Raw genomic sequence first — 25,285 nt, 5'->3', positions numbered from 1 at the left:
AAACACCCTGACGTAACCGTCAGAGTGTTCCTGTTTCATTGGCGGATTAGAAAATCCCCGCTTTTTGGGAAGTGTTTTTAATACCATACGTGTCATTAACGACGGTGTTACCAAAGCTGGTCAAGCTTCCGTTCGGACCTGTAGCCATGTCCAGATAGTTCAGACCGGAACTGTTTCCGTACCACGACCAGGCAAGCCAGCCTACCCCTTTTTCCTGACCATATCTCATGATGGCAAATTCGTCCACATCACCGTTTGTGTGATATCCCCCGAATTCACCAATGATCAGAGCCAATCCTTTGTTCAGCACATTTTCCATATTGGCTTTGACCGTTGCAGCATCTTTGCCAGCATACTCATACATATGAATGGAGAAGACCGTATTTTTTTGAGAATCGGCTGCAAATACACTTTGTCCATAATCCACGATGGATTGAGGGAACTGTCCCCATCCGGCTGCATCTACAATTAGCGTATTTTTAATTCCCGCATTTCGGAGTTTCGGAATGGCTTTTTTGTACCCATCAGCCCATGCACTTCCATTCCACGTCCCATACCATTCATTGGCGATGTTGACGATGACCCGATCTTCTTTGCCAATCAAAGCTTCCTTAATGCTAATCCAGTAGTCCACTGCCGCATCCAACGAATTATAGTCATCTTTCCCTGTGGCGTCATGTACCTCGAGTACAGCTATCATTTTATTTTGGTTAACCACATTAATAATATTTTTAACAGCGTTCAGATCATCTTTGGTGTACAGGCTACCATTCGAAAGAACAATACGTACCGTATTGGCACCTGTTTTGGCGATGGCAGGGATAGCGGTATTCAGATCATTCTTGAACCAGGAATGTCCGTGATTAACACCTCTCATGACAAAAGCCTTGCCTGTGGAATCGTATAACTTGTTACCGCTTACATAAAATCCTGTAGCAGCAGATGCTTTGGGTGCTGCACTCCCTAATACAATGAACATGAGAGCAGCAATAACCGTGAAGATTGTACACTTTTTCAGATTAACCATTCGTTTGGAACCTCCTGTATTTGTTTTTTTATTTCAATTAACCCTGCTAGTAGGCAAGAAGTTAACTAAAATCGTTGGTAATAGAAGTTTTTTGGTTATTAAATAAATAAAAATTAACTTTATTTAATTTACGTTATTTAGTTTAAATAAACTTTATCGTTAAGGTTATGAAATTATAATAAATTGAAAACGCTTACCAGTCAAGATCTTTTTACCATCTTTAGGAATCATTTGTTTTTACATAACACAGCAAAAAAGGCTCTCTCCCCTCACCATCGTTCGGAGAAAGAACCCTCTGTATTATTAACGAAAGTTAACTGTTGTTTAAGTCTTGTTTATCTGTTATTTATCTGTTGTTTAACTCCTGATTTGAATAAGCGTCTTCACCTAACACCCGTCAGTACCAACCCAACCCGATACTGTGGTCTCACCCGAATCTCATTAAACTTCCCGATCTCCACGCCCTCAAACCGCTCCACATAAGCCTGATTAACATAACTCTCAGTCGTCCCTTTTCGAATTGGGGTTATAGACAGACGAAGCGCGTGATCAGCCAGCAAATGACGGGATTGCTTCAAACCAAGCATCCAGCTGTGTCCATAGTGAATATGATCCGTTAACATCTGATGATGAATATGTGCTGTTGCAACGTCTCCTTCATAATCAATCTCAACCCACACGTCATCTACTTGTTCCGGCCACGCTGTGTCCAATCTCAGTGTTGCTGCATACTCTTTGGGGTAATCAACCTCTACAGCAGGCTCGTAAGGCGAAACTTGGAATGTATACGTACCGAATATTCCCGGCTTCGACTGTGATGACACAGCATATTCGGAAGCTGAAACATGCTCTGGAGCCGGATAGAAGGATACCTCGATCTCTGATTGCTCCACAGATGTACATATGAGCATCTCATTCTGCATATACAGATGACTGCTGCTAATTACAAGCCTTTCTTCTCCGTCCACACGGAAACGGTAGGCATTCAAGGCCTCTTCACGGGTCAACGTAATGATTCGTATTCCCACCCCATCCGATGTCGTGATTCGTAGATGATGGTCCTTGCCGGCAATCGGGTGTATCACAACCTCATTTCCCTGCTCAGATACTGTACCTTCGGGCATATCCACATTTGTAACAGATGTTGCATCAACAACATACTCAGGCGCCATACCTTCATGGGCATAAAAGACAGCTGTAAGCTCCTGATTTACCATGAATCGGATCAGTGGCTGAACGGTAGCACTAATGATCTTCATTCCATTCAGATTCATATGGAAAGGCAGAATGGCCGCCATGCCGGATTTCAGCCGCATCGTTCCTTCTCTGGGATAAGAAGCAGTCCCTTTGCTGGTATGCAGTTCCAATTGGATATCTTGATCAGGCATCCCCACATGATCCTGATAATTATTTATGAACAGAAATCCAGAGCCTGCTTGTTGCCGAACAGACCAGCGCAAATCCAACGTGTTCTCCGGGGTTATCAATTGTTGACCATCCGGTACAACACAACCCATTGGCGCAAGCAACTCACCGTATGCCTCGAGGAACATGGACAAGGTACGAATGCGGTCATACGATTCACCAATACGTCCAAATTCCCCGAGTGGAGATTGGTAATCATATGTCATTTTCGGCAATGCCTGTTCGTTCATATGTGAATTTTTGCCTATCGGATTGGTCCCTCCGTGATACATATAATACCCAACCAGATTGCTTCCGTTCGCAAGTTTCACAATGGTCATCGCCTCGACACTGTCCGCATCAACAACCGGACGAGCGTGATAACTGACCTGCATGCCCCCAGCAAGCTCGCAATACGCAGCAGGATACTCCAGACTGTCATAATCCACTTCTTCCACAGGATTCATATGCAGATCCCGGAATAAATACTCCCGGCTTGGAGGCTGATTGGGAATCCATGGTGTGTATGCATACCCCGCGAGCATAGGCAACGTTCCTTCTTCAGGCACCGCAGCTTTGCCCCAGGCCGTGGCAGTATAGAACATCGGCTTCATACCGACTTCTTCGGCAATATGGCGAAGCATCTTCAGATGTTCTCGTCCATCCCGGCCGGAGGTAATGTATTTTTCGCGGGTATACCCCCAGGCATCCATGGGTGCGCCAGCGTGCATATACTCATTTTCCAACTGTACCCCGATCACAGGGCCACCCTCCTGATAAAAACAGCCGTTGAGCTGACGGGCAATCTCCCGATATAATCGCTTGGCGTAATATAGATACCCTTCATCGTTCGACCTGACTTCGAAAGGATAACTGAATAGCCAATCCGGCATCCCCCCATTACGCACTTCCCCATGACAGAATGGACCAATTCGCACAATCAGCGGCAGCTCATGTTTGCCACACAGATCCACAAAGTGCCGCAAATTCAGATTTCCTGACCAAATAAATTCGCCTTCCTGCTCCTCGTGAAAATTCCAGAAAACATACGAAGCGACAATGCTCACCCCGCCTGCCTTCATCTTCAGTAATTCTTCTTCCCACTGCAAGTAAGCGAATCTGGAGAAATGAAATTCACCTACCACGGGAATATGGGGTTTAGCATTACGAGTCATATAATAGTTGGTAAAATCGTACGATTCCCCTCGTGGGCTTTTGCCGCCACTGCCAGTCATGCGACCCGCACGAATCTCTTTGTCTTCCGCGTCCAATATAAAGCGAATCTGGCTACCTGCTATATCATTCATGGATTATATAACTCCTTCGATATAAATGGGATGTGTTGAAACGATTATCAATTAACGATGGATGATTGCCCCTTGATGATTGGGATTCTTCTCCAGTACCCGCTCCAGCTCAAGTTCGGCTTCACTCGTTCGATCCAGTCCCAGAAGACCCAATGCCCGCATATACCTGCAATGTTCTTCATTTCGCTGATTGAGATCGTCGTCGAATACTAGAAAATCGGGCAGAGATACCGCAAAATAATCCATTCGGATGTGATCATGCATATGTCTTTCCGCATAGTCAATGAGTTTGTTAAAGCGTCGGTTTGCTTCCTTCACATTGCCAAGTTTCTGCCAGGCCAGACCCTGATAATAGATGGATTCCGGCGGTTGATCATTATAAAACATCGCGCTTGCCGGTTCATTCAAACCGATGGATGCTTTGTGGAAACTTTCCTCTGCCGCCTGATTACTCTTCAGTTGCTGGTAGGCACAGCCAAGATAAAAGTAAACGGGGTTGTCTCCGGCTCCCTCCAATTTACCTTCACCTAAGTTCTCCGGGTAAACCAAAGCCTTCTTCAACAATTCCAATGCTAGTTCAGGTTGTTGTTTCTCCAGATTTTGCTTTGCCAGTTCCGTCAGTGCCGTAACATATTGTCCTGTTACCTTGCCTTCTCCACCCTCCCATGGATGAAATCGCCTGGTCTGAAGGGCATTCCATGCTTCTTGATGGCTACCCTGCATATTCAATAAAGTTACCCACTCAATGTACAGGTCGTCACGATGATGAACCAGCTCCATGTGATCTTCCAGCTGTTTGATTCGATGCTCGCAGGAATACCCCATCTTCTTGCGCAGCTGATCCAACTCGTAGAAGATTCGGGCATCCTGTGAATCCAATCGGAAAGCTTCCTCCAATGCTGCCAGTGCAAGATCGGGACGATTCGACTTGTTATAATAAGCCAGTCCCAGATTCCGATGTACAGTCGAATATGCAGCATCCACCTCGCGTGAAGTTTCCCAATGGGTGATTGCTTCCTCGTATCGTTTATGATCATATAACCAATTTCCCAGGTAATAGTGAGCACGCGCATCATTCGAATCCACTGCCAATGCATCCTGAAGCACCATGAATTCAAATAACGTATTAGGAAAACAATAATCCGTTGGAGCAGCTTTCCCCTGCTTTTGACACTCCCGGGCCTGCTCCACATCCCCCAGCTGACGATACAAGTAAGCCCGAGCATAACCAACCATAGGATACGGCTGTGCAATTTCGGATTCAACATAAGAGAGTACCGTCAGTGCTTCTTCCCACAATCCACAATCCGCGTAGTCTGCGGCTAGATTCAGATAATTATAAACGTCTCCTCGCATCAGACGATGGAAATGCTCATGTGTTTGCCCCGCTTCTCTCTCTGAAGGTGTAGTCGCTCTGCTATAGATCAGGACTAATTCATGTGCAGCTCCAAATTCAACCGGGTCCAGTTCCAGTGTCTCACGCGCATATTGGATCGCCTGTTTATCTTGACCCAATCTACGTAACAGAGCCACCTTCAGATGCCGAGCCTTATAATTTCTGGTATTACGAATCAGCGAACGTTCGATGTGATTCAACGCTTCGATGTTCCGATGTAACGCCGTATCGATCTGAGCAAGCATGTAATAACCCGTATCCTGATACTGTGCAGACCATACGGCTTTATACAGTGCTGCGTAGGCTTGTTCCTGTTTCCCCTGTAGTTTCAAACTCAGACCGAGTTGGTAAAAAGCTTCACTATCATACGGATTCGTATTTTTCCATGTCAGCGATTGTACGGCCTGTCTGAAATGCTTCTCTGCATCTTGGAACAACCCTCTACGCAGCAGCAATGTGCCATACGCAATGTTTAGACGAATATCCGTTGCATCACGCATTAAACCTTCCAGATAATAAGGTTCCGGTTCATACGTGGCATGCCGATATTGCTCCAGATGAAGACCCGCCAGATATAGTTGTTCATTCGTACGAATCTCGGATGGTAGCGGGAGTGGTGTGGCCGGGTCTGGAACTTCCTGAATCTCAGAACGTTCAGGCTGATAGGCCACAAGCTGTCTTCCTTCCGCAGTTCGAACACTTAACTTCAATTGATGCCATTCATCTTGTCCGCTCCACGGGAATGAAGATTTATATAGTTCCCTAGGTGAGATATTACATCTCTCATGGAGATATACCGTGGTTGATCCTATCACTTCAACGGTCACTTGTTCAAAAACCGACGTCGCATATACCATCACGGTTACCATTCCGGTCGTTTCGTCCATTTCCAGATTAACCGCTGCATCAATCGTTGCATTTTTGACCATACCAATTCCTTTATACGGCATAAAATACTGCGAGAATGATTTCGCTTCATAGGGCTGTAACCACGTAAAATCAGGCTGATTATCGGTATAAATCCCGGTCATTAATTCAATATAAGGCCCGTCCTCGTCCGTTAACTGGCGATCCCAGGCTTGCCCGAATTCCCCGTTCCCCCAGGTCCATTGTTTCTTGCCCGGAGAAATATGATGATTGGCTACATGCAACAAACCTGCCTGAACCCCGTGGTCATAACCCCCCACAAAATTATAATCCGACTTATAAGCCATATAGGATGTTGGAACCGGTATGTTTTTGTATCGCGAGATATCCACACCTTCAGAATAGTCCATCTTGTAATAGGTTCCGGTTGCGATGGGAAAGCGGGATACGTCCCGTTTTCCGTGGTCCAGCACAGCCGTTACATCAGGTGGAAACACAGATTGCGTATGATCGTTGACAGCTACAGCCGGATTGGCCCACCATAAAAAAGTTTGAGGTGCGCTGGTGCGATTGTATACCTCGGCATGGATTTCAAGATAGGCTCTGCCAGGATGTAGTGTGAAGCCAGCGGTCATTTTGGTACCATACATGCGATCAATCTCACCCACCCACACGGTAGCGCTTCCATCTTCATTACTGCCAAATGTATAGTCGACTGGACCAAAAGTGTTTGGCCGATGATGCTGTGGCCAGTTGAATTCAATTCCTCCGGAAATCCATGGCCCTGCCAGACCCACAAGTGCAGGTTTAATCACCCGGTTATAATATACAAAATCGTAGTTGTTGGTCCGATCCAGCGCACGATAGATCCGTCCCCCCAGTTCGGGCATCATCTCGATACGTACATATTCATTTTCAAGAATAACTAATCGATACGACTTCATTTTGGCATCATCTTCAATGCTGTCGATCACAGGATGCGGGTACACCTTACCCGAACTTCCCTGATAGATTCGCTTTTCAAGAAACATCGGATTTTTGTCCGGTTTACCTGTACCATAGGTTGGAATATCTCTGGTTTCTTCCCATATGCGAACATTTGATTTCGCTGTCACGTGATTCAATTCCCTCACTCCTCGGCCTCGTATATATTGTGATCATACCCTCCGTTATGCAGGAAGAACATTGACATTAAGCGGTTCTTGATGGACGATCTTCGGATTCCCCCATAACCAAAGAGAGTACCTGTCCACTGAATAATACAGTGAAAGGTACTCTCTGATCGATCTTGATTAACTTATCTGCGTCGTGCAAAATCCACAAATCTGAACTTGTCCGGTCGATGCCTCGACTCCGTATACTGAAATTGACTGGCATCCTCCAGGTACACCTGGCTCCTCACCACAACCACATTGTGGAAACCTTCAAGGTCAAGCAGTTCCCTGTCCTCGGCGGTGGGTTCTTCCACCAAAATCTCTTTTTTGGCAAACGAAATGGAAAGCCCGAGCTCTTGCTCAATGTACTGATAGATGGAATCATTACAGATCTCTTTGCTGAGCCCAGGAACAAGCCGCTGGCTAATGTAATCTTTGTCCAGTATGACGTGCTCTCCATCCACTTTGCGCACACGTCTGATCTCCCAGACCTGTTCATTCAGACCAAAGTTAATCTTCTTGTGCAACGCCTGATCCACCTGTTGCTCCTCGAAAACCTTCACATACGTTTGAGCACGATGTCCCATTTTTTTGGCCAATTCCTTGAAGCTAACCAGACCTGAGATGGGAAAATCGATCTTGCGTATATCCAGTACAATCGAGCCCTTGCCTTGAATCTTCTGAATGTAACCTTCTTCGTACAACATTTTCAATGCTTTGCGAATAGTCTCTCGAGACGTTTGATAACTTTCCGATAGATCCAGTTCCGATTGAAGCAGCGTACCTGCCTCAATCTCTCCAGTCCGAATACGATCTGCAATATCTTCATATATCCGGATAAATTTATTATTCATTATTCATCACCATTGTTCATTACCCTTTTTTATCATATTGGCAACTATTATAACATTAAAAACCAATCAAGCGGTAATGTCGTTACTGCCGATGATTGCAGTATCACATGTAGAATCAATTCAATCTAGATATGACGATCGAACGCTGACGCTTTCTCCACTTGATCTATGCGCTTCTCATCCATGACTTGAATCAGCTTATTTAAACGGAAGATCAGCGCTGCAGCTTCGGATCTGCTTAAGTGGTGCATGGGACGGAAGCTGCCGTCTTCATATCCGGTAATCATGTACAAACCTGCAAGTTCCTGCACTTCTTCTTTGGCCCAATTAGATACATCAGTCTGGTCGGTAAACGTTCTTGGGGAAGTCAGCGGTTCCGTTCTGATTTTACGAACAACATTTGCTATAATCTTGGATGCCTGTTCCCGTGTCACCAGCGCATGTGGAGAGAATTTGCCGTTCCCCATTCCTTGAACCATCTCATGATGAACGGCTGCCTTAATCTCAGGAGCAAACCAATCCTCATCGTTCACATCCTGAAATCCATGTTGTTCATTAACCGTTGTGTCCACACCCATCAGACGCACGATTAATGCGGTAAATTCTGCACGCGTGATCGGACGACGTGGCTCGAAGCGAGTTTCACTTACACCTTGAATGATATTTTGTTCCGCCAGCCAGGTGATCTGATCTTTATTGAATGTTTGGCTGATATCAATAAATTTTATATTTTTTTTCGCAGGTACATCAGGTTGCTCAGAGGTTTCAGGTTGTGAACTCACCTCATCGGCTTGTTCCGAAGTATCTGCTGGATTTGAAGCTGTACCACTACCGCTCCAGGCGGATGGTGAAAACGGAAAAGTCATGGCTGCTGCCCGTTTGCTTTCACTTTTTTCACCCGCTGAATTCTCCGTCCATACTTCCACTTCATAATGCTGCTCGGCATTCAATCCTGTCCATACATAACTTCGCTGCGTGCCACGATAGATCTCACGATCTTTATGGGTGATCACAACCACCTCATTCGTGGAATCCAGTTCCCAATTTAGCTTAATCGCACTTGTGTCTTGCGCTACGGCTGCAACTGTCAGATCCTCGGAAGGCAATGTCTCGAATTCCGGAACCTGGAGCGCCTCACCCTCCCCTGCCTCATTAAATGGAATGATTGCAAAGTCAGTATAACGCTCTGCACTGATTAATTCAGACACATGTATGGATGTCTCCGTTGTTGTTCCCACAAGCTCTTCATTTCGATAAACTCGATAACCCGCAGCACCAGGAATCAGTTCCCATACGATGTCTGCACCATACATGGAACGCCCCTCTACTACAGGAGGAGAAGAAGCACTACCGGGCAAAGTCATTGCATGAAGGTAATAACCACCATCACTACTGCCCGAGGCATTCATGGTCTTCACTGTATAGATATAATTCACGCCCGGTTCGAGTTCCTTGTCGTCATAGAACAGTTCGTCTGCAGGAACACGAGCAATCTCCGCACCATCCCGCTCAATGATAAACAACTCGGCACCTTCGACCCGGCTCTGTTCCAATATAAGACGAATGTGGTCCTTCGCTGAATTAAACTCTACTTTGACAGGAGCAGCTGGCTTGGTCAGGACAGAATACACGAGCTTCTCCGATGCATCTCCCTGGTCATTCTCTGTGTAGATTTCAATCGGGTACTGCTTGCCTGCATCCAGTTGATCAATAATAAACTCTTTTTGTTTACCTCGGTATACTTCTGTACCATCCAGTAATATAACGAAAGTTTCGTTCCCATAAGGGAAGTCCCATTCCAGTTTGGCATGATCAGTCTCGGGGTATATCATCATTTCCAGTGAATCAACATGAGGCAAGGTGTAAAAAGGAGTCACGGTCATTGGGCTTCCTGAACCAGCCGTATTATAAGGAATAATCTGTACCTGATCATATTGGGTTGCACTCTCCAGATGAGTTAATCTCACCTCTGTGATATCCCCTTCTTCAATCGTGGTGATGATCTGATCTCCAATAACTATGGTATATCCCTCCGCACCTTGTACCTTTGTCCAAGAGATCCATCCCTCCTTTTCCCCAATCATACTTGCATGTAAAGGTTCATGAATGGTCGCAGGCAACGTTCGTAAGTAAACTTCGAAACCGGAATCACTCTCTCCCGTTGCATTGGATGTTTTGATGGTATATGTGTAATGCGCTCCTGGTGTCAGTCCATCATCTTCAAATGAAGTTTGATCTGCTGGAACCTTAGCGACTTCAACACCATCCCGCATAATAATGAATTGCTCTGCTCCCCGTGTGGAGCTTCCAGTCAGGTCCAATACCGCAGTCTGATCTGTGATGTGTGTTATGCCTGCCGTCTGAGGTGATATGGGTTTCGTTAAAACCTGAATCTGAATAGGCTCTGACCGATAACCATCTTCATTAATCGCAACAAGTTCGAATTCATACGCTGTGCCATCCAGCATGCTATTGAGATGTACAGACGGTTCAGACACGCTCTGCACATCTCCCGTTACCCGATTACGAATTTCATATGCAGCCGCTCCCTGAACAACATCCCAAGCCAGATCCACCGCATGTGTTTTGGCTTTCACTGTGATACTTTCTGCAACCAATGGCAATGTTTGAGTCATTACACTGAAAGTAAGCGGCGCACTTGTTCCACTCCCATTGACTGCCCGAATCGCATAAGTATATTTCGTTCCTGGCAACAGATCCTTGTCTACAAATTTGGTTTCACTTGAATCCATCTGAGTGATCTCTCTTCCATCCCGTTCAATGACGTAATGATCTGCCCCTTGAACATCAGTGTCACTGAAATCCAGACCCAGGCTGTTTTTTGCCACATCATATACTGCAACCTTAACGGGTTTCTCAGGCAAAGTCAGCAGAGATACATCCGTCGCTTCAGAACGAGTTCCCTGTCTGTTGACAGCCCATAGTTGATAGCGATGCCACGTTCCATCCTGGAGCCCTGTAATCGTTGCTCCATTCTCCATTCCTCTATAGATCTCCTTGCCATTCTGCTCAATCACGTATTCAGCGGCACCTTCCACCATAGACCAGGACACTTTTGCATGATGTACTCCTGGATCAACAAGTACTTCGGCAGGCGACACAGGTTTAGACAATCGGATGAGCTGCGCTGTCTCACCTGTACCAGAAGCATTCGTAGCCTGAACTTCCAAAGTGTACTCTGTACCTGGCAATAATCCCTCAACCGTGTAGGCCAGTTCTGATGTTCTGCCCACTTCTGTTCCATTGATTTTCACAATATAGAGATTCGCCGTATCTACAGCTTGCCATGCAAGTCCTATACTTGTCTCACCAGTCGATGAGACATTCAGTCCTTCCGGCCTGCTAGGTAGCGTAAGAATTGTACTACTGGTGGATGCACCGTACCCGGTAGCATTGCCCGCCTGTACTTCATAGGTATACTCACGACTGCTTGACAGGTGGTGAACTGCGAGTTGTGTATCTGATATCTCATGGCTCTGTCCATCGATGACCACCCGATATTTCGTTGCCCCAGCAACAGGCTTCCAGCTCAAGATTGCTACCTGTTCAGTTACTTGAACAACGTGAAGTCCCGACGGGCTTTCTGGTAACGTTGTTCCTGATACCGAACTGCGCATCCCCTGTCCACTTCCGTTCACTGCTTGTATATCCAGTTGATAAGATGTTCCTGAACTCAGTCCCGCAAAGACCCATTCTTGGGTTCCAGCAGGAACCGTTCCCGACTTCTCTCCATTCAACCATAACTCATAACGATCGGCTCCTCGTACTGCCTCCCAATTCAGACGAAGGCTCGCGGTGGAAGCATCTGATACCTGTAAACCGGACACCTGTCCAGGTAACGTCTTTAGCAAAGGTAATGCTGCCAACGCTCCTGGTCCTGTCTCATTTCCGGCAATTAACGCATAGCTGTACTCCATTCCGCTATCCAGACCCGAGTCCAGATACTCCGTCTGCTCTCCTTCATATATGGCTGTTCCATCGCGTGAAAGACCATAATACGTTGCAGAAGTCACTGTCTCCCATTCTAATGAAATATCATGCTCCTGAATTTGAACGGCCATAAACTCACCGGGCATTGCCGGCAGTGTGAGAAATCCGGCTCTACTGCTACCACCTGCGCCACTTTCATTCATTGCCGTTACCGAGATGTTATGAATGGTTCCTGGAACGAGGTTGCTGACATAGGGAAGGCTACCAGGATCAGATACCGTCTGATCAAATACGGTGGCACCGTCCGAAGTAGTCGCGATGATGCGGTAAGCATCTGCTCCTCGTACTGAATCAAATTGAATTTCGGCTAAATTGGGCTGTGAATCTACTTTTCGAACGTGCAACGTTCCGGGAGCTGCCGGGGTAGTTAATACTTGAACGCTTACTGCATCACTTACTCCGGTATGGTTTCTCACTCTAACTTCATATTCATAGACCTGACCACCGCTTAGGGAGTGATCGATTATACTGTGATTAGGATAATCCAGTGTCCATGACTGTCCTGTTGTTTTATTCGTTATCTCATACTGATATCCATCGGTATACCTTTCCCCCGTTGGCAGATCCACTGTAAGTTCAGCTGATGTCTCACCAATCTGTGTTATTTTCACATGACTTGGTTGCTCAGGCTTGCGTTGAATCTGATAAGGCAAAGATGTTGTCTCATATGTATTCCCTGCTCTGTCCATGGTTTTGGCATGGATGTACCATATGCCTTCCGATTCGATGGATATTTGATGCTGGTCAGAGCGAGCTTCAAGCCAATGATCCGGTGATTCTGCACTGTTCGTAACTTGATAGAATCGTTCCAATTCCTGAATGCCTGAGTGGGCGTCGGCATACTGAATGGTAGTGGATATGTCCGTGTCCGTCCAGCCATGTCCGTTCGGTGCAAAAGTAATCGTGGGAGCCATCTGATCCACATAGGCGATTCGACTCACTTCCTTGCTTACATTGCCAACGGTATCCCTTGCTCGGGCCCGAATGGTGGTAGCGCCGTTTGTACTAACTGTACCTGTATTTCCTGTCATATACGCGGCATCATTCATGCTGTATTCATAGGATATCGCTTGTTCATCCACACTTCCAGCGATAGTGAATTGCACATGTTCTTTACTCCATCCAGAAGGACTTAAACGAATCACCGGCTCGGTTGGAGCTGTCGTGTCAATTCGAACTGTAGCCTGAGCGGACGTGCTTATATTGCCTACACGGTCAAGTGAGCGTGCATATACGATCGTTTCTCCCTCATCGGTAACCGTCACTTCGCCCGTATAATCGATCCAAGGACCTTCTTTGTTAAGTCGATATTGACTCTTGGCAAGCCCACTGCCCGTATCTTCACCACTGTTTATCGCAAAAGTTACATCCTGATTCGTCCAATCCTCTTCACTTAACGTAATCGTTGGTTGCTCAGGCCCAGTCTTGTCGATTCTGGCTGTTGCCGAAGTGGAAGCACTGACATTGGCGGCCCGATCAACACTTCGTGCGTAAATCTCGGTTATCCCCTCTTCATTCAGTGTAAAAGGATTCTTGTAATCGATCCATTCTCCCTCACTTCCCAGCTTGTACTGTGTCAGACTAATGCCACTTGCTTCGTCCGTACCCTCCGTTAATGTCACGATTACCGCCGCTTTTGTCCAATCGGGCGGATTCAGCGAGATGACAGGTGGCGTTGGCGCCGTCCGATCTACCCTGGCTGTCACAACCGTTTCCTGTCCCGTATTACCAAACGCATCAATACTGCGTGCCATAACAGTTGTGTTGCCTTCACTGCTTACGGTAAACGGAGCGCTGTATTCACGCCATTCTCCTACCGGACCAACTTTCACTTCAGTCTTCTGAGTTCCGCTTAAGGCATCCTTTCCTTCTTCAACCGTGACGAGAACATCTTCCTTGGTCCATAAGGATGGAGTGACTGTAACGGAAGGAGCAGTTGGACCCGTCGTATCTTTAATCATCTCTCCAGCGGATATATACGGGGTCTGTATCCCTTCGCCATTCAGCGCCGCCACAAACACTTCATATTTTCCGTCCGCGAGCCCGGTCAGCGCAAACGCTGTACGTGTGGACGTTGTTGTTCCTGTTGCAAGGACTTGCCCGCCTGGACTGCGTATTTCCGTTTTGTATTGGGTGCCCGCAGGATTGCTATTATTATTCCAACTCGCTGTAACTGAGTTGCCTGATTGTGTCACAGCCGCAGCAGCGGGTGGATTCGCCAATGTATATTTGGTGGATGGACTGGAGTAACCCGTATAGGAACCACTTGAATTTTTTGCTCGTACAGCAAAAGAATAACTGGTATTCGGAGTGAGTCCAGTCACCTGCCGACTGTTTGATATACCTGTATCCACGATCTGATTCGTCGTCATATTCTTCAGTTCATACGTAACGGATGCATCATTCGCCTTCTTTTCCCAATTTACCGTCAAGTTATTAGAATTAATCAATGTATATGTCGGCGTTCCGGGCACAACAAAACTTCTTACTGTAAAGTTAACGGTTCCTGCTGAGGACACCCCACCTTTGTCATCCATGACCCATACTTGCAACGTATGCGTACCATCTGGCAGGGTATCAGGCAACGTGTAATTGGTGTTGAAAGATTGATCGGAACCCGTCGCGGCCATCTGGGTCAGAATGTTCTCCGACCCACCATCAATGGACCATTTCACAGTCAACAGGTCGCCTACATCCGTATCTCGTGTTGTACCAGAGATCTGAAGTTGCTCGCCTTTGTAATACGTTTGCCCCGAAGAAGGAGCCGTTAGTGTAAATGAAGGCGGAGCATTTTTGGGGCCAATCCCCACAATGGTTGAAAATTTACGTGAAGCCTGATTCGCTGTTGTCTTGGCGTCCCACCAAAATTGTGCAGCTGTATCACTCGCCGTAACGGTCTGGCCTGGAGTGAACGCTGAAGGTGAAGACCCTCCCGTGAGTTGGGCGCTGTCTGGACTACTGTACTGGCCCATATATATGCGATCTGCATTCACAACATTGTACGTATTCGCATAAAAAGCCGTCACCTGAACACCGCCGCTGTAATTGCGCCATCCATTCTCGATGACTTCAAACGGAGATGCATCATTGCCATTCACCATCGTATCCCAATAAAATGTTCCACCCAAATTCAGTGCCGATCCACTGCGGTTGATGGCTTCCAGTTCAACCTTCATGTATCCACCTTGTGAGGTAGCATTAACGATAGATACACGCAAAATATATTCGACATTGTCCTTTTGCCGGGACATTTCAATCACATTATTGTTAATTCGATAATAATTTAGCGGCAATGTTTTGAAGTTCACGGGAGATCCGTTGTGGTCGATAATGGTGGATACATTCCCTGTATCACCACCGTAAAATACATTTGTGTTTGGTAGTAATACAATTCTGTATTTACCGTCACTGTTCATCTCCACTTTCACCTTGGAGGACTGTACAGCCTTCATGCTGGACGTATCGGATACAATCCCGATCGTTTCAACCGTTTCAGCCATTACCGTCGTTGCGCCCCATTCAAGCAAAAGGGCTTGAGGTGATAATAACGCAAATGCCAGTACCACTTTGGTTAGCTGTTCCGCTTGTTTCTTCACACGTTTTCCTGATTTCTTCAACGTCTACTCTCCTTTTTGGCACACAAAAAAAGGAGGCACCCCAACAAAGGAACGATGTCCTAAGTTGGGGTGCCTCCCCTAACAAGTGTCATTTTTTCTTGATTATAACGATTAAGCGCATGAATGTAAACACTTGATCATGAACGCCTTACTTCTCATTTCTCATCTCTGATCTTTAATAACGCTTCGTCCAATGCGCCAACGACCTTGTCACACCAACCATCAAATTCCGGATCTTCGGTCTGTAATTCAGGGTGCGCCAGAATATGCTCAATCGTACGTCGAATGCCCTGATCTGCTCTTGTCGTTGCTACAAAATCCGGAACAAGCCGCTTCAGCTTGCTGTTATCAAACACAACGGTATTGGCTTTGTCACCCAGCAATCCGCCGCGAAGATCCTGATCGCTACATGCTGCCAAGAACTCAGAGGGTACATGTACCGCATGAAGCTTAACGCCCAACACGTCAGCTATAATCTCATGAATCTGATTCCAGGTGACGGATTCATCCGAGGTGATATGTACCGATTCACCAATGGCATGAATATTTCCCATAAGCCCGATAAACCCTTTGGCAAAATCAGTATTGTGCGTAATGGTCCACAGTGAGGTGCCATCTCCGTGGATGATAACGGGTTTGCCTTCACGGATACGCTTGAGAACCTGCCAGCTGCCTTGAGCACCATGAACACCGAGAGGTACCGATTTGTCGCCATACGTATGACTCGGACGCACGATGGTCACAGGAAACCCATGCTCGCGGTATTGTTTCATCAGATAGTCTTCACAGGCAATCTTGTTGCGAGAATACTCCCAATATGGATTCGATAAGGGCGTACCTTCCGTAATCCGGTAATCAGCCAAAGGTGTCTGATACGCGGATGCTGAACTTATAAAAATAAACTGCTTGGTTTTATCCTTGAACAAACGGTAATCTCGCTCCAATTGAGACGGTACAAAAGCGATAAAATCCGCCACAACATCAAATTCCAGATCAGCTATCAGTTCCGCTACACGTGTCTCGTCATTAATGTCCGCTTGAAGTACGTTGACCTCACTAGGTAAGTCAACGTTCTGATTGCCGCGATTAATTAAATACAGTTCACAGCCTTGCTGTGCAAGCATCTCCGTAATGGCCGTACTGATGGTGCCTGTCCCTCCAATAAATAGCGCTTTCATTTAGCCACCTCCTGATCGATTTTACCCACTTTCTCATGATATCACGCACCAAAAAAAGGAGCAAAGCTCGGTGACCCGAAACTTTGCTCCTTCTGCTTATACGACCTTAATCGTTGCATATATCATGTACATGCCGCAATGGATCTCATATTCTCCCTTGGGCAGATCTTTGTCGACCGTATAATAATTGGGTCCCTTTTGCATGTATAGATCCATGCCAAGCTTTTGTGATCCCACTGATTTCACATGTGTCACCGACCGGGTCAGAATAAAGTTGATTTTGGTCGGTACGCCAGCTTTCACCTCGATAACGTCTGGTCCAAAACCATCGTTGCTCACGTCCACATCAATGACTTCATATCCCTTCAAATCCTCCGCTGTCTCGGCTTGTGCAGTTACAGCACTTCCCGATCCCGGGGATAGGTCTTTGCCCATAAAATAAACCAAAAATGATCCAAGCAATACAACAACGGTCAGGCCCAGTGTTAACCAAGGCCATGTTTTTCCAAACCAGCTTTTCATATAAACACTCCTCATTCGATGTCCCATCAATATTCAATCCACAGACGGATGTATTCTTTAAGCATACCTGATTCGCATGACAATGAAAATGACCCCTCTGGGCTATTGCGGTTGAGCCATATAAGTGGGACTAAAGAATATTTACACTGGACACTCCGATGACAGAACAACCTTTCGATCGCTGTTATCCCCAGATTTTTTGATTTCCTTTTTCAAAGGGTAAAATCCGGGAATAGCGTATGCTTCCGATGTAGCTTTCTTGCAGAAAGCTTGTAGGCGCACGCTTCGCTTCTTCAGGTTATTTCTGTCCTCTCCGTTTCGTGTAAATGTTAGTTCAAATTATATAGAATATTTCAATCAAAAAAGCCTGATTTCTCAGGCTTATCTACGGGTATTCCCGTTCATGCTTCGCAATATCCCTTTTTGTATAACTCAGGAATAGATCGGTGTATTCCGACTTCTTCTCATTCGTAATTTATACAACTCTGGCAGGGCTACACCAATGAGCACAATAATGACTCCGAACCATTGCAATCCGCTGACATGCTCATGGAGCACGATTGAGGATAACAATACTGCAATTGGAAGCTCCACTGCACCCAGGATTCCGGCCATGTCACCACCAATATGCGGAACGCCGATAGCGAACAGTACTGGTGGAATGAAAGCCCCGAAGAATCCAAGCAGCAATCCAAATACAAGCAACTGGCTCCAGATCAATCCGTTAAAGAGGAATGTCGGTGGGAACAAAATGCACAGCAGGATCAATCCGCCTGTAACCATCCACGCACTGCGGAAGGCTGGATGCGCTGAAGGAACCGCTTTGCCACTGAATAATACAAACAAGGAATAACTTACGGCTGCCATTAGACCAAGAGCAATACCCAGACCGTTGAACTCACCCAATCCTTGTTCCAGGAAACCCGCTGCCAGCAAGGTTCCACCAAACAGAATGATCAACGTCAGGAACGTGACTTTGTCTGGACGTTGACGTTTGCTTATCGCCTGAATCAATACGCTAATCCATGTGAACTGGAACAACAGGATAATGGCAAGTGAAGCCGGGATATAACGTAAAGACTGATAATACACGAGACCAGTAATTACCGTTGGTGTTCCAGCAGCCATCAATATCAGACGTTGTTTCCACGTCAACCGTTTGAATACCTGTGCCACGGCTCCTGATGCTTTGCCATTTGCCTGTGACTTACGTTTTGTTCTAAATTTTGTGTATAGCGCCAGCATCCAGGATAGAAGAAAACCTGTGATCAGCTGTGCTCCCACAACCTCTCCAAGTTTATATCCTTCGCCGTACGCCAGAACCACAATCGTGGATAATATGCCATAGCTCATCGCTCCCGCGAGAACGGACAGATAATATTTCATTGTGAATAAACCTCCTGATGATAAGAAAAATACGCCCGCATGTTGGTTCATGCCAAGGTCACAGACACCATCTAAATGCAAAAAATCCTAACTACGAGCAAGGAATACATTGATTCCTTGGCATCGTAGTTAGGAAGTATAGGCTTCCCGTAGAGACCCTCGCCCTGTGTACACTTTCGGCCTGCGAGGTTATACGAAATGATATATGCAATTTGATGTAATTCGTGTGTGACGACTTTTCATATATTACATGGGAGGTGAGATGGTGTCAACCCTATTCCGTATAAAAAGTTGAACTGAATTATTACACCGAGTCGCTTCGATCGCTGTACCATTCTTCGAGTACTCTGATTACGTAAAAACGTCATATCCGGTTGGAGCCTGAGGAGTCCCACTCCAATGTTTGCTTTAAACCTGCCTTCAATCCATCCAGATCCAGCCCATCTACGGCAAAAGCCTCACGGATCAAAGGCGGCGCGACAAATTCATCATACTTGCCCAGATAAGGCGCTTCATCTTCAGCCAGTAACGCAGATGCGTCTTCAGCCGTCCGACACTCACTCATAATCTCGGCTAACAATGTTCGTTCATCTACCTTGCCGGACACTACAAAATAATATGGCTCCATGGGCACAACCGAACGCAAGGCAAGTTTCTTGAACAGATTATGCTTCATCAGGCGCTCCAATGTACGGAATGATTTACTCCCCACCCAAGGAAGAACGTACATCGAATCTCCCCCTGCCGGAATGACGACCTGCTTCAACAGTCCGCTTTCACGAGCTAGGCGGCGTGCCCGTTCAAGTCGATTGACGGCTTGTGGCGACAGGTAGGGATAGATCACGGAGTCGGACAACACTTCACGCATTTTCTGTACCACCGACGTATGAATATCTCCTCCCGCTCCAAGCCATAACGTATCTACTTTACCTTTTGCTGACTTCACATACACAGCCTTGTGCTTGTGATCGACCTCTTCCACTTTCCACAGTTTGCCTGCGAGCGAGAAGCAATAGCCCGGTGGGGGTACGGTTGTAATCGAACCAATCTCTTCCGAGCCGTTTAGTACTTTATGTTCCTCATCATCCTTAAACACCGCATAGAAGCGATAATTATTCACGATTTTCTCACCAGTCAGACCGATAATCAATGTTCGATCCTCTGTCCATTGCAGATGATCCGTCTCAATCAGGTAATTCAGGAAAACCTGATATTGATCAGGTCTAATCAACGCAAATGGAGCCAATGAAAGGATGGCTTCTGCAAGATCTCTCGGCTCCGCCTCCCCCATACTTTTCAACATGCTCATCGTCTGATGGTAGAGCACACCTATGGGCATTTTGCGAGCTTCAAGCGGCTCGACCCACTTCGTTTTTACATATAGTTCGATAACAGCAATCGCACGCATCAACGTCCAGGGCATACGTGCTGGCAATTGCGCTTCCTCGTCCTCTTCCTCCGGACATACAAAAAGCATCTCTGATGCCATATCCTCTCGTCTCCCTGAACGTCCCAGACGCTGTACAAAGCTCGAAGCACTATACGGTGCACCGAGCTGAACCACACGTTCCAGTTCGCCCAGATCGATGCCCAATTCAAGCGTGACCGTTGCCGCAGCAACCGCGGGCCCCGATCCGGTGCGTAGGGCAGCTTCCGTCTCTTCCCTCAGCATGGCCGAGATACTTCCATGATGCACATGGAACACATCACGTTCCTGCCTGCGAGCCGCGACCCGTCGCATCTCAAGAATGGTGACTTCAGCATCTGTGCGGCTGTTGGTGAAGATCAACGCTTTTTTACGATGTGTGCTCTCATAAATGAAGTCGTAGTAGGCTTTGCGTGCGTTATGAAGCTGCTCCGCCTGCTCCTCGTCCTGCGCATCTGGAAAAGAGAAATGTTCCACCCGCAGTCGCAGCTTGCGACCGCCCGGGGAAGAGACCACATCCACCCCCTGCTGCGTTCCGGCAGCAAGCCAAGATGTAGCCGCGTCATAGTCACTAAGTGTAGCGGACAAGCCCACTCTTCGCGGTGCACAGCCAGCCATACGCTCGATTCTGGCCAGTTCGCTGAGTACTTGAATCCCCCGATCCGCTCCCATGAAAGCATGCACCTCATCGATAATGACATACCGCAGGTCATGAAACAGTGCCGGGATTGCATTTGGTCGATTCATGAGCAGACCTTCCAGCGATTCAGGCGTTATCTGGAGCACACCGGACGGATTTTTCATCAGTTTTGTTTTCTCCGCCTGAGGTACGTCCCCGTGCCAATGCCAAACCGGAATATTTCCTTCAGATAACAGATCCTTAAGACGTTCGAATTGATCATTAATCAGGGCTTTCAGAGGTCCAATATACAAAATGCCAACCGATTTGGAAGGCCGCTCATACAGCTCGGTCAATGCAGGAAAAAAAGCCGCCTCCGTCTTGCCAGAGGCCGTTCCCGCCGCAATCAGCATATGATGCGGGGTATGAAAACAGATATTGCATGCCTCAATCTGGGCAGGACGAAGCGATTCCCATCTTTTTTTATAAATAAATTCCTGAACAAACGGCGCCAGCCGATAGAACGGATTATCACTCATAATTCAAACTCCGCCAGGAAATCGTCCAGATCATCCGTATTTGCTGAAGCATCTTCCCCTTTACCCGTTTCCTGAGGTTGGGCAACCCGCTCGCCAAGTAATTGAGTATATGTCACTTCGGGATTCTGGTGTAACGTGTGCAATACATCCATAAAGTCGCGTACCACTTCACGCGTGGTCAGCAATTCATCCGCACCCAGCCGGTTCACCGCCGTTTGCATAAAATCAACCAATTGTTCATCCGTCAGACTTGCGCTGTATCCAAAATGCAGGGCATGAATCTGTCGCAGCTTCTGGAGCAGAATCAGAATCTCTTCATGCGATAACATCGCCAACTTCAGGATCGGACCTGTGTAATTCGCATACGCTTTGGCTGCATAACGACCATCAATAAGCCTGGAGCGAAGCGCTTCATAGCTGTATAATCCGCGCCGTTCATCCTCCACAAATTGCGGCGTACCGCCTACAAATATGCCCAGGTGCTCTGCCTTGCCCTGCATCGTATCATTGAACATGGTCAGCAATTTCTCATAGTTGCTTTGACGGGAGACACTGTTTGTAATTTTGTACAGATTCACCGCTTCATCAATGAACAACAGCAATCCTTTGTAACCAATGCGTGCTGTGAATTCAGACCACAATTTGAAGTAGTCATACCAGTTGTCATCGTCAATGATAACCCCAACAGCCAGTTCTTTTTTTGCTTCCGTTTTGGTTGCAAACTCTCCTCGAAGCCAGCGAAGCGCCGCCTGTTTGCGATCATCATCTGCCAGCTTGTACCCGTTCCAGTATGACGCCAGTACCTTGGCAAAATCAAAGCCGTGGACCAGATTCTGCATTTCCCCCGTCACTGCATAGATCTGCTTCTCTACCTCAAGCGGCAGAGCGGGATCATCCGGGCGCAGGTTCTGACTCTGCATCGTGGATTGTTGCAACCCTGCGATCCATTTTTGCAAAATTGGCTCCAACGCTCCCCCATCCGGGCGTGTGCGTGTAGACAGACGAGTCATCAGTTCGCGATATGTAGCAAGTCCCTGCCCTTTGGTTCCCACCAATCGTCGCTCAGGTGACAGATCCGCATCTGCCACAACGAAATCACGGTCCATCGCATAGTTACGAATCATCTGCAAAAGAAAGCTTTTACCGCTACCGTAACGGCCAGTAATGAGTTTAAACGCAGCGCCACCCTCCGCAATATTGTCCATATCCCGCAAGATGGCTTCCACTTCCGGTTTCCGACCAACAGCAATCTGCTCCAGTCCTATGCGCGGGACAACACCCGCCGTTAATGAATTTACAAGTGCGGTGGTCAGCCGCTTTGGTATTTTAAGTTCTGTCACTGCCTATCACCTCTTCACATGTTCGAACACATCTATATAATCAGGAACAATCCGATCACCATCAATCAGAAGATCACCGATCGTTTCCATAGCTACATCATTAATTTCATCCAGTAGAAGCGTAGGCATCGTTCCATATTGCTCAGCCAGACGCATCAGCTCCGTATCAGAATTTGCACCAAGTAAAACATGAATCGTTTGCACCTGCTGAGGGGAAAGTTCCTGGGCAAAAAGCAACCATTCTTCATCCAGATCAGCCTCAGTAGACTCGTCCCACTGCAACCTAATAGATTCTACTTGCGCTCCTGTTGCAATCTCTACTGCGGATGGCTCCGACTCCATGGAACCTTCAGTTGGAGTGATCTCATTCCTTGCTTCCAGTACATCGAATGGATTACTTGTAACATTTGCGTTGTTATCCTCTTCATCCTTCACTTCAGAAGGGTGCTCATCCTCAATTGTAAGCGCCAATCGCACGTACTCACTTTCCTGCTGTAACGATGCCAGTTTCTCTGAATCAATACGAATCACCGGTTGTTCCACAGACTCCGCCTGCTCGATCGCATATGTTTTGTCCAGGTAACGTTCAATCAGATTTGCAAGTTCGGGTTCAAGAGTCTGTCCTCGCAATCGGCCTCTGAATCCGAGCAGTTCACGAAGTTTATTTTCAGTACATCGATAGATCCGCGTGACCATCTGCACAAATTCAGCCTGTTCACCTATGGGCATATATCTGAACGATACCGATCTTCCATAGATCGAATCATCATAGACTGCTTTGCGAAACAGGATGCGCTCCATCGTGCGTTCATCGTTAGGATCACACTCAGGCAACAGTCCAACTAGTCGCGTACGTTCCAGGTACGAATCAACCAAAGCCATGACCCGTGGGATGTACTGCTCCATCACTTCTTTGCCGCCATCTCTATAAAATTTACTGAGTGTAATATCGTAATCATAATATCTTTGCAGCATATTCAGCGAGATATCCGATACCTTATCCTGTAAAATACGTTGCAACTCCCTATCTAGCATCTCTGCTGGCAGGTATCCGCCTGAAAGGCCCATAACCTCGGATAAGGACATCTCCATCTGATGGACCAGCACATAATCGACCATCCACTCTTGCATATATATATTTAATTGGGGCAGCCGTTCACGGTAGTTCACCCATAGCTGCTTCAATTGATCATAACCATCCTGAGGATTCTGCCAGCCAATGCCGTTAAGTAACTCGTAGATATGAACAAATAGATAGGACAGATCGGTATCCGGGTATCTCCCCTGACGTACTTCCTTCCTCCAAAACATATACCACTTGCGCTGGGCATCATTCATCACGCCATACGTTGGCCAGTAACTCATAAAGGGAACCCACGGGGATACATCCCCCTCCATCTCTGCCCACCGCTTTGCTTCCTCTACAAAACGGTTCTCTGAGGACAATATGCCTCCACGATGCTGCATCGTATCATGTGCAGACTGCACAATGGTTGAACGATCAGGAACCGGCACTGCTGCTGTTTCAGGTTCTTCACTCAGATCTATCTCCATAAATTCCAATTGTCTTGAGTTGTCTTTCATAGAACGTTATCTCACCCTCCTCCAAGACAGAATACGAACAAGTGTATCCATAGGGATCATTATATCACTTGTCCTGTGTCTGCGGTGACGAAATTTAGACATTCCTGGACACAAAAAAGAAGGCATTTCTGCCCTCTTTTTATCAAGTATTTTTAACTTTTTCACAAATTGATGATATCTTGGTCAAATCGAACGTTGAACAGACGTAATCACACGACTATTACACGATTTTTCCCTTCACTTTTTGTTCTTTCTTGGACTTCGGTTCGGTCATGGCCAGGAAAATCCCCTCTCATGATGTTATATAAGGGATGTTACTTGTCCGTATTAATCCAGTGATCCAATAGACGGAATGTCTCTGATGCACTGTGTACCATGTTGTCATGATCTTCTGGGATGCTGATAGACTGCTGCAGCAAACCTGTAAACTCGCTCCATCTTGTTCTTGTCTCTGAGCCGTAGGCGTTGAAATATTCCAATCCACGATCGGCCTCAATCGGCAGGAACTGCGACAAACGTTTGGTCATAATCTGTCCACCATTCGTGGACCCCTCAATTACATACAGATATCCGAACAAACGGGCAGGTGTTGAAATATCCGGCAATTCTTCACAGAGCGGAAGTTGAGTGATCTCTTCTTCACTTGCACCCAGATTTCGTAAATCTTTTTCCAACAGTCCAGCCTTGCCTCTAATCTCGATATCCAGTCCCGTACTTTCCCAGAAAGGCTGCTGTACAGCCTGATCCTCCAGCGGTTTCAGGAATCCATAAAATTTCTCTAAATATGTTCTATATTCTTCTATAGTCACGGTTTGATTCATAATGGCTTTTGCATAAGGGTTCTGTTCTACTTGTCTGTGATAATGAGCTGTCTCGCTCTTCAGACGTTCCATAATAGTTGCTGTCATCGTAGTTATCCCCTTTCACAATCTGTTCTATTGTTGCAAATGAACGCTTGTCCTCAACTGATTCTCAGTATATTGAAATGGAAACTGCTTTCCTTGCACTCAGCTCCATTTAATACAAACAAAGGCTCTATGTAAGTATACTTATT

Annotated in this window: 12 protein-coding genes and 1 riboswitch; all 12 genes read right to left on the bottom strand. The window is 46.6% G+C overall.

From position 1 onward, the window contains the following. Positions 1-46: 46 nt before the first annotated feature. Positions 47-1,027: a glycoside hydrolase family 5 protein gene (locus MKY92_RS13275; protein ID WP_339301126.1), complete on the bottom strand. Its 981-nt coding sequence runs from the start codon at positions 1,025-1,027 to the stop codon at positions 47-49. Positions 1,028-1,410: 383 nt separating this feature from the next. After that, positions 1,411-3,738 carry a beta-galactosidase gene (locus MKY92_RS13270; protein ID WP_339301125.1) on the bottom strand — a complete coding sequence of 776 codons (2,328 nt, stop codon included), beginning with the start codon at positions 3,736-3,738 and terminating at the stop codon, positions 1,411-1,413. Positions 3,739-3,789: 51 nt separating this feature from the next. Further along, positions 3,790-7,125: a DUF5107 domain-containing protein gene (locus MKY92_RS13265; protein ID WP_339301124.1), complete on the bottom strand. Its 3,336-nt coding sequence runs from the start codon at positions 7,123-7,125 to the stop codon at positions 3,790-3,792. A gap of 173 nt (positions 7,126-7,298) precedes the next feature. Further along, positions 7,299-8,009 (bottom strand): trehalose operon repressor, encoded by a 711-nt coding sequence (gene treR / locus MKY92_RS13260; protein ID WP_076249494.1) that lies wholly within the window; start codon positions 8,007-8,009, stop codon positions 7,299-7,301. Positions 8,010-8,134: 125 nt separating this feature from the next. Further along, positions 8,135-15,637: a fibronectin type III domain-containing protein gene (locus tag MKY92_RS13255; protein ID WP_339301123.1), complete on the bottom strand. Its 7,503-nt coding sequence runs from the start codon at positions 15,635-15,637 to the stop codon at positions 8,135-8,137. Positions 15,638-15,792: 155 nt separating this feature from the next. Next, the gene (locus MKY92_RS13250) at positions 15,793-16,815 is read right to left on the bottom strand and encodes an SDR family oxidoreductase (RefSeq protein WP_339301121.1); all 1,023 of its coding nucleotides are present in this window, start codon (positions 16,813-16,815) and stop codon (positions 15,793-15,795) included. Between the two features lie 96 nt (positions 16,816-16,911). Next, positions 16,912-17,337, bottom strand: a complete 426-nt coding sequence (locus MKY92_RS13245; protein WP_165980157.1) for a cupredoxin domain-containing protein — start codon at positions 17,335-17,337, stop codon at positions 16,912-16,914. Between the two features lie 432 nt (positions 17,338-17,769). Beyond that, positions 17,770-18,723, bottom strand: coding sequence for a DMT family transporter (locus MKY92_RS13240; protein WP_017688752.1), 954 nt, complete (start codon positions 18,721-18,723; stop codon positions 17,770-17,772). A 106-nt stretch (positions 18,724-18,829) separates the two neighbouring features. After that, a riboswitch (purine riboswitch) is annotated at positions 18,830-18,940 on the bottom strand. 147 nt (positions 18,941-19,087) lie between these two features. Continuing rightward, positions 19,088-21,307 carry a DEAD/DEAH box helicase gene (locus tag MKY92_RS13235; RefSeq protein ID WP_339301119.1) on the bottom strand — a complete coding sequence of 740 codons (2,220 nt, stop codon included), beginning with the start codon at positions 21,305-21,307 and terminating at the stop codon, positions 19,088-19,090. After that, on the bottom strand, positions 21,304-22,647 hold the full coding sequence (locus MKY92_RS13230; protein WP_339301117.1) for an ATP-binding protein: 1,344 nt from the start codon (positions 22,645-22,647) through the stop codon (positions 21,304-21,306). The genes MKY92_RS13235 and MKY92_RS13230 overlap by 4 nt, the downstream gene beginning before the upstream one ends. A gap of 6 nt (positions 22,648-22,653) precedes the next feature. Next, entirely contained in the window at positions 22,654-24,231 is a 1,578-nt protein-coding gene (locus tag MKY92_RS13225) for a TerB N-terminal domain-containing protein (protein WP_339301115.1), read from the bottom strand. Between the two features lie 314 nt (positions 24,232-24,545). After that, positions 24,546-25,139 carry a biliverdin-producing heme oxygenase gene (locus tag MKY92_RS13220; protein ID WP_339301114.1) on the bottom strand — a complete coding sequence of 198 codons (594 nt, stop codon included), beginning with the start codon at positions 25,137-25,139 and terminating at the stop codon, positions 24,546-24,548. Between the last annotated feature and the right edge of the window lie 146 nt (positions 25,140-25,285).

Source organism: Paenibacillus sp. FSL R5-0623 (genome assembly GCF_037974265.1).
In the GTDB taxonomy this organism is placed as follows: Bacteria; Bacillota; Bacilli; order Paenibacillales; family Paenibacillaceae; genus Paenibacillus.
Note: the sequence above shows the minus strand (reverse complement) of the source record. Positions and strands in the feature narration are given on the sequence as shown.

Excerpts from the sequence above, each read along its gene's own strand:
- MKY92_RS13275 (WP_339301126.1), bottom strand. The coding sequence starts at position 1,027 with ATGGTTAATCTGAAAAAGTGTACAATCTTCACGGTTATTGCTGCTCTC.
- MKY92_RS13270 (WP_339301125.1), bottom strand. The coding sequence starts at position 3,738 with ATGAATGATATAGCAGGTAGCCAGATTCGCTTTATATTGGACGCGGAA.
- treR (WP_076249494.1), bottom strand. The coding sequence starts at position 8,009 with ATGAATAATAAATTTATCCGGATATATGAAGATATTGCAGATCGTATT.
- MKY92_RS13250 (WP_339301121.1), bottom strand. The coding sequence starts at position 16,815 with ATGAAAGCGCTATTTATTGGAGGGACAGGCACCATCAGTACGGCCATT.
- MKY92_RS13245 (WP_165980157.1), bottom strand. The coding sequence starts at position 17,337 with ATGAAAAGCTGGTTTGGAAAAACATGGCCTTGGTTAACACTGGGCCTG.
- MKY92_RS13240 (WP_017688752.1), bottom strand. The coding sequence starts at position 18,723 with ATGAAATATTATCTGTCCGTTCTCGCGGGAGCGATGAGCTATGGCATA.
- MKY92_RS13235 (WP_339301119.1), bottom strand. The coding sequence starts at position 21,307 with ATGAGTGATAATCCGTTCTATCGGCTGGCGCCGTTTGTTCAGGAATTT.
- MKY92_RS13225 (WP_339301115.1), bottom strand. The coding sequence starts at position 24,231 with ATGAAAGACAACTCAAGACAATTGGAATTTATGGAGATAGATCTGAGT.
- MKY92_RS13220 (WP_339301114.1), bottom strand. The coding sequence starts at position 25,139 with ATGACAGCAACTATTATGGAACGTCTGAAGAGCGAGACAGCTCATTAT.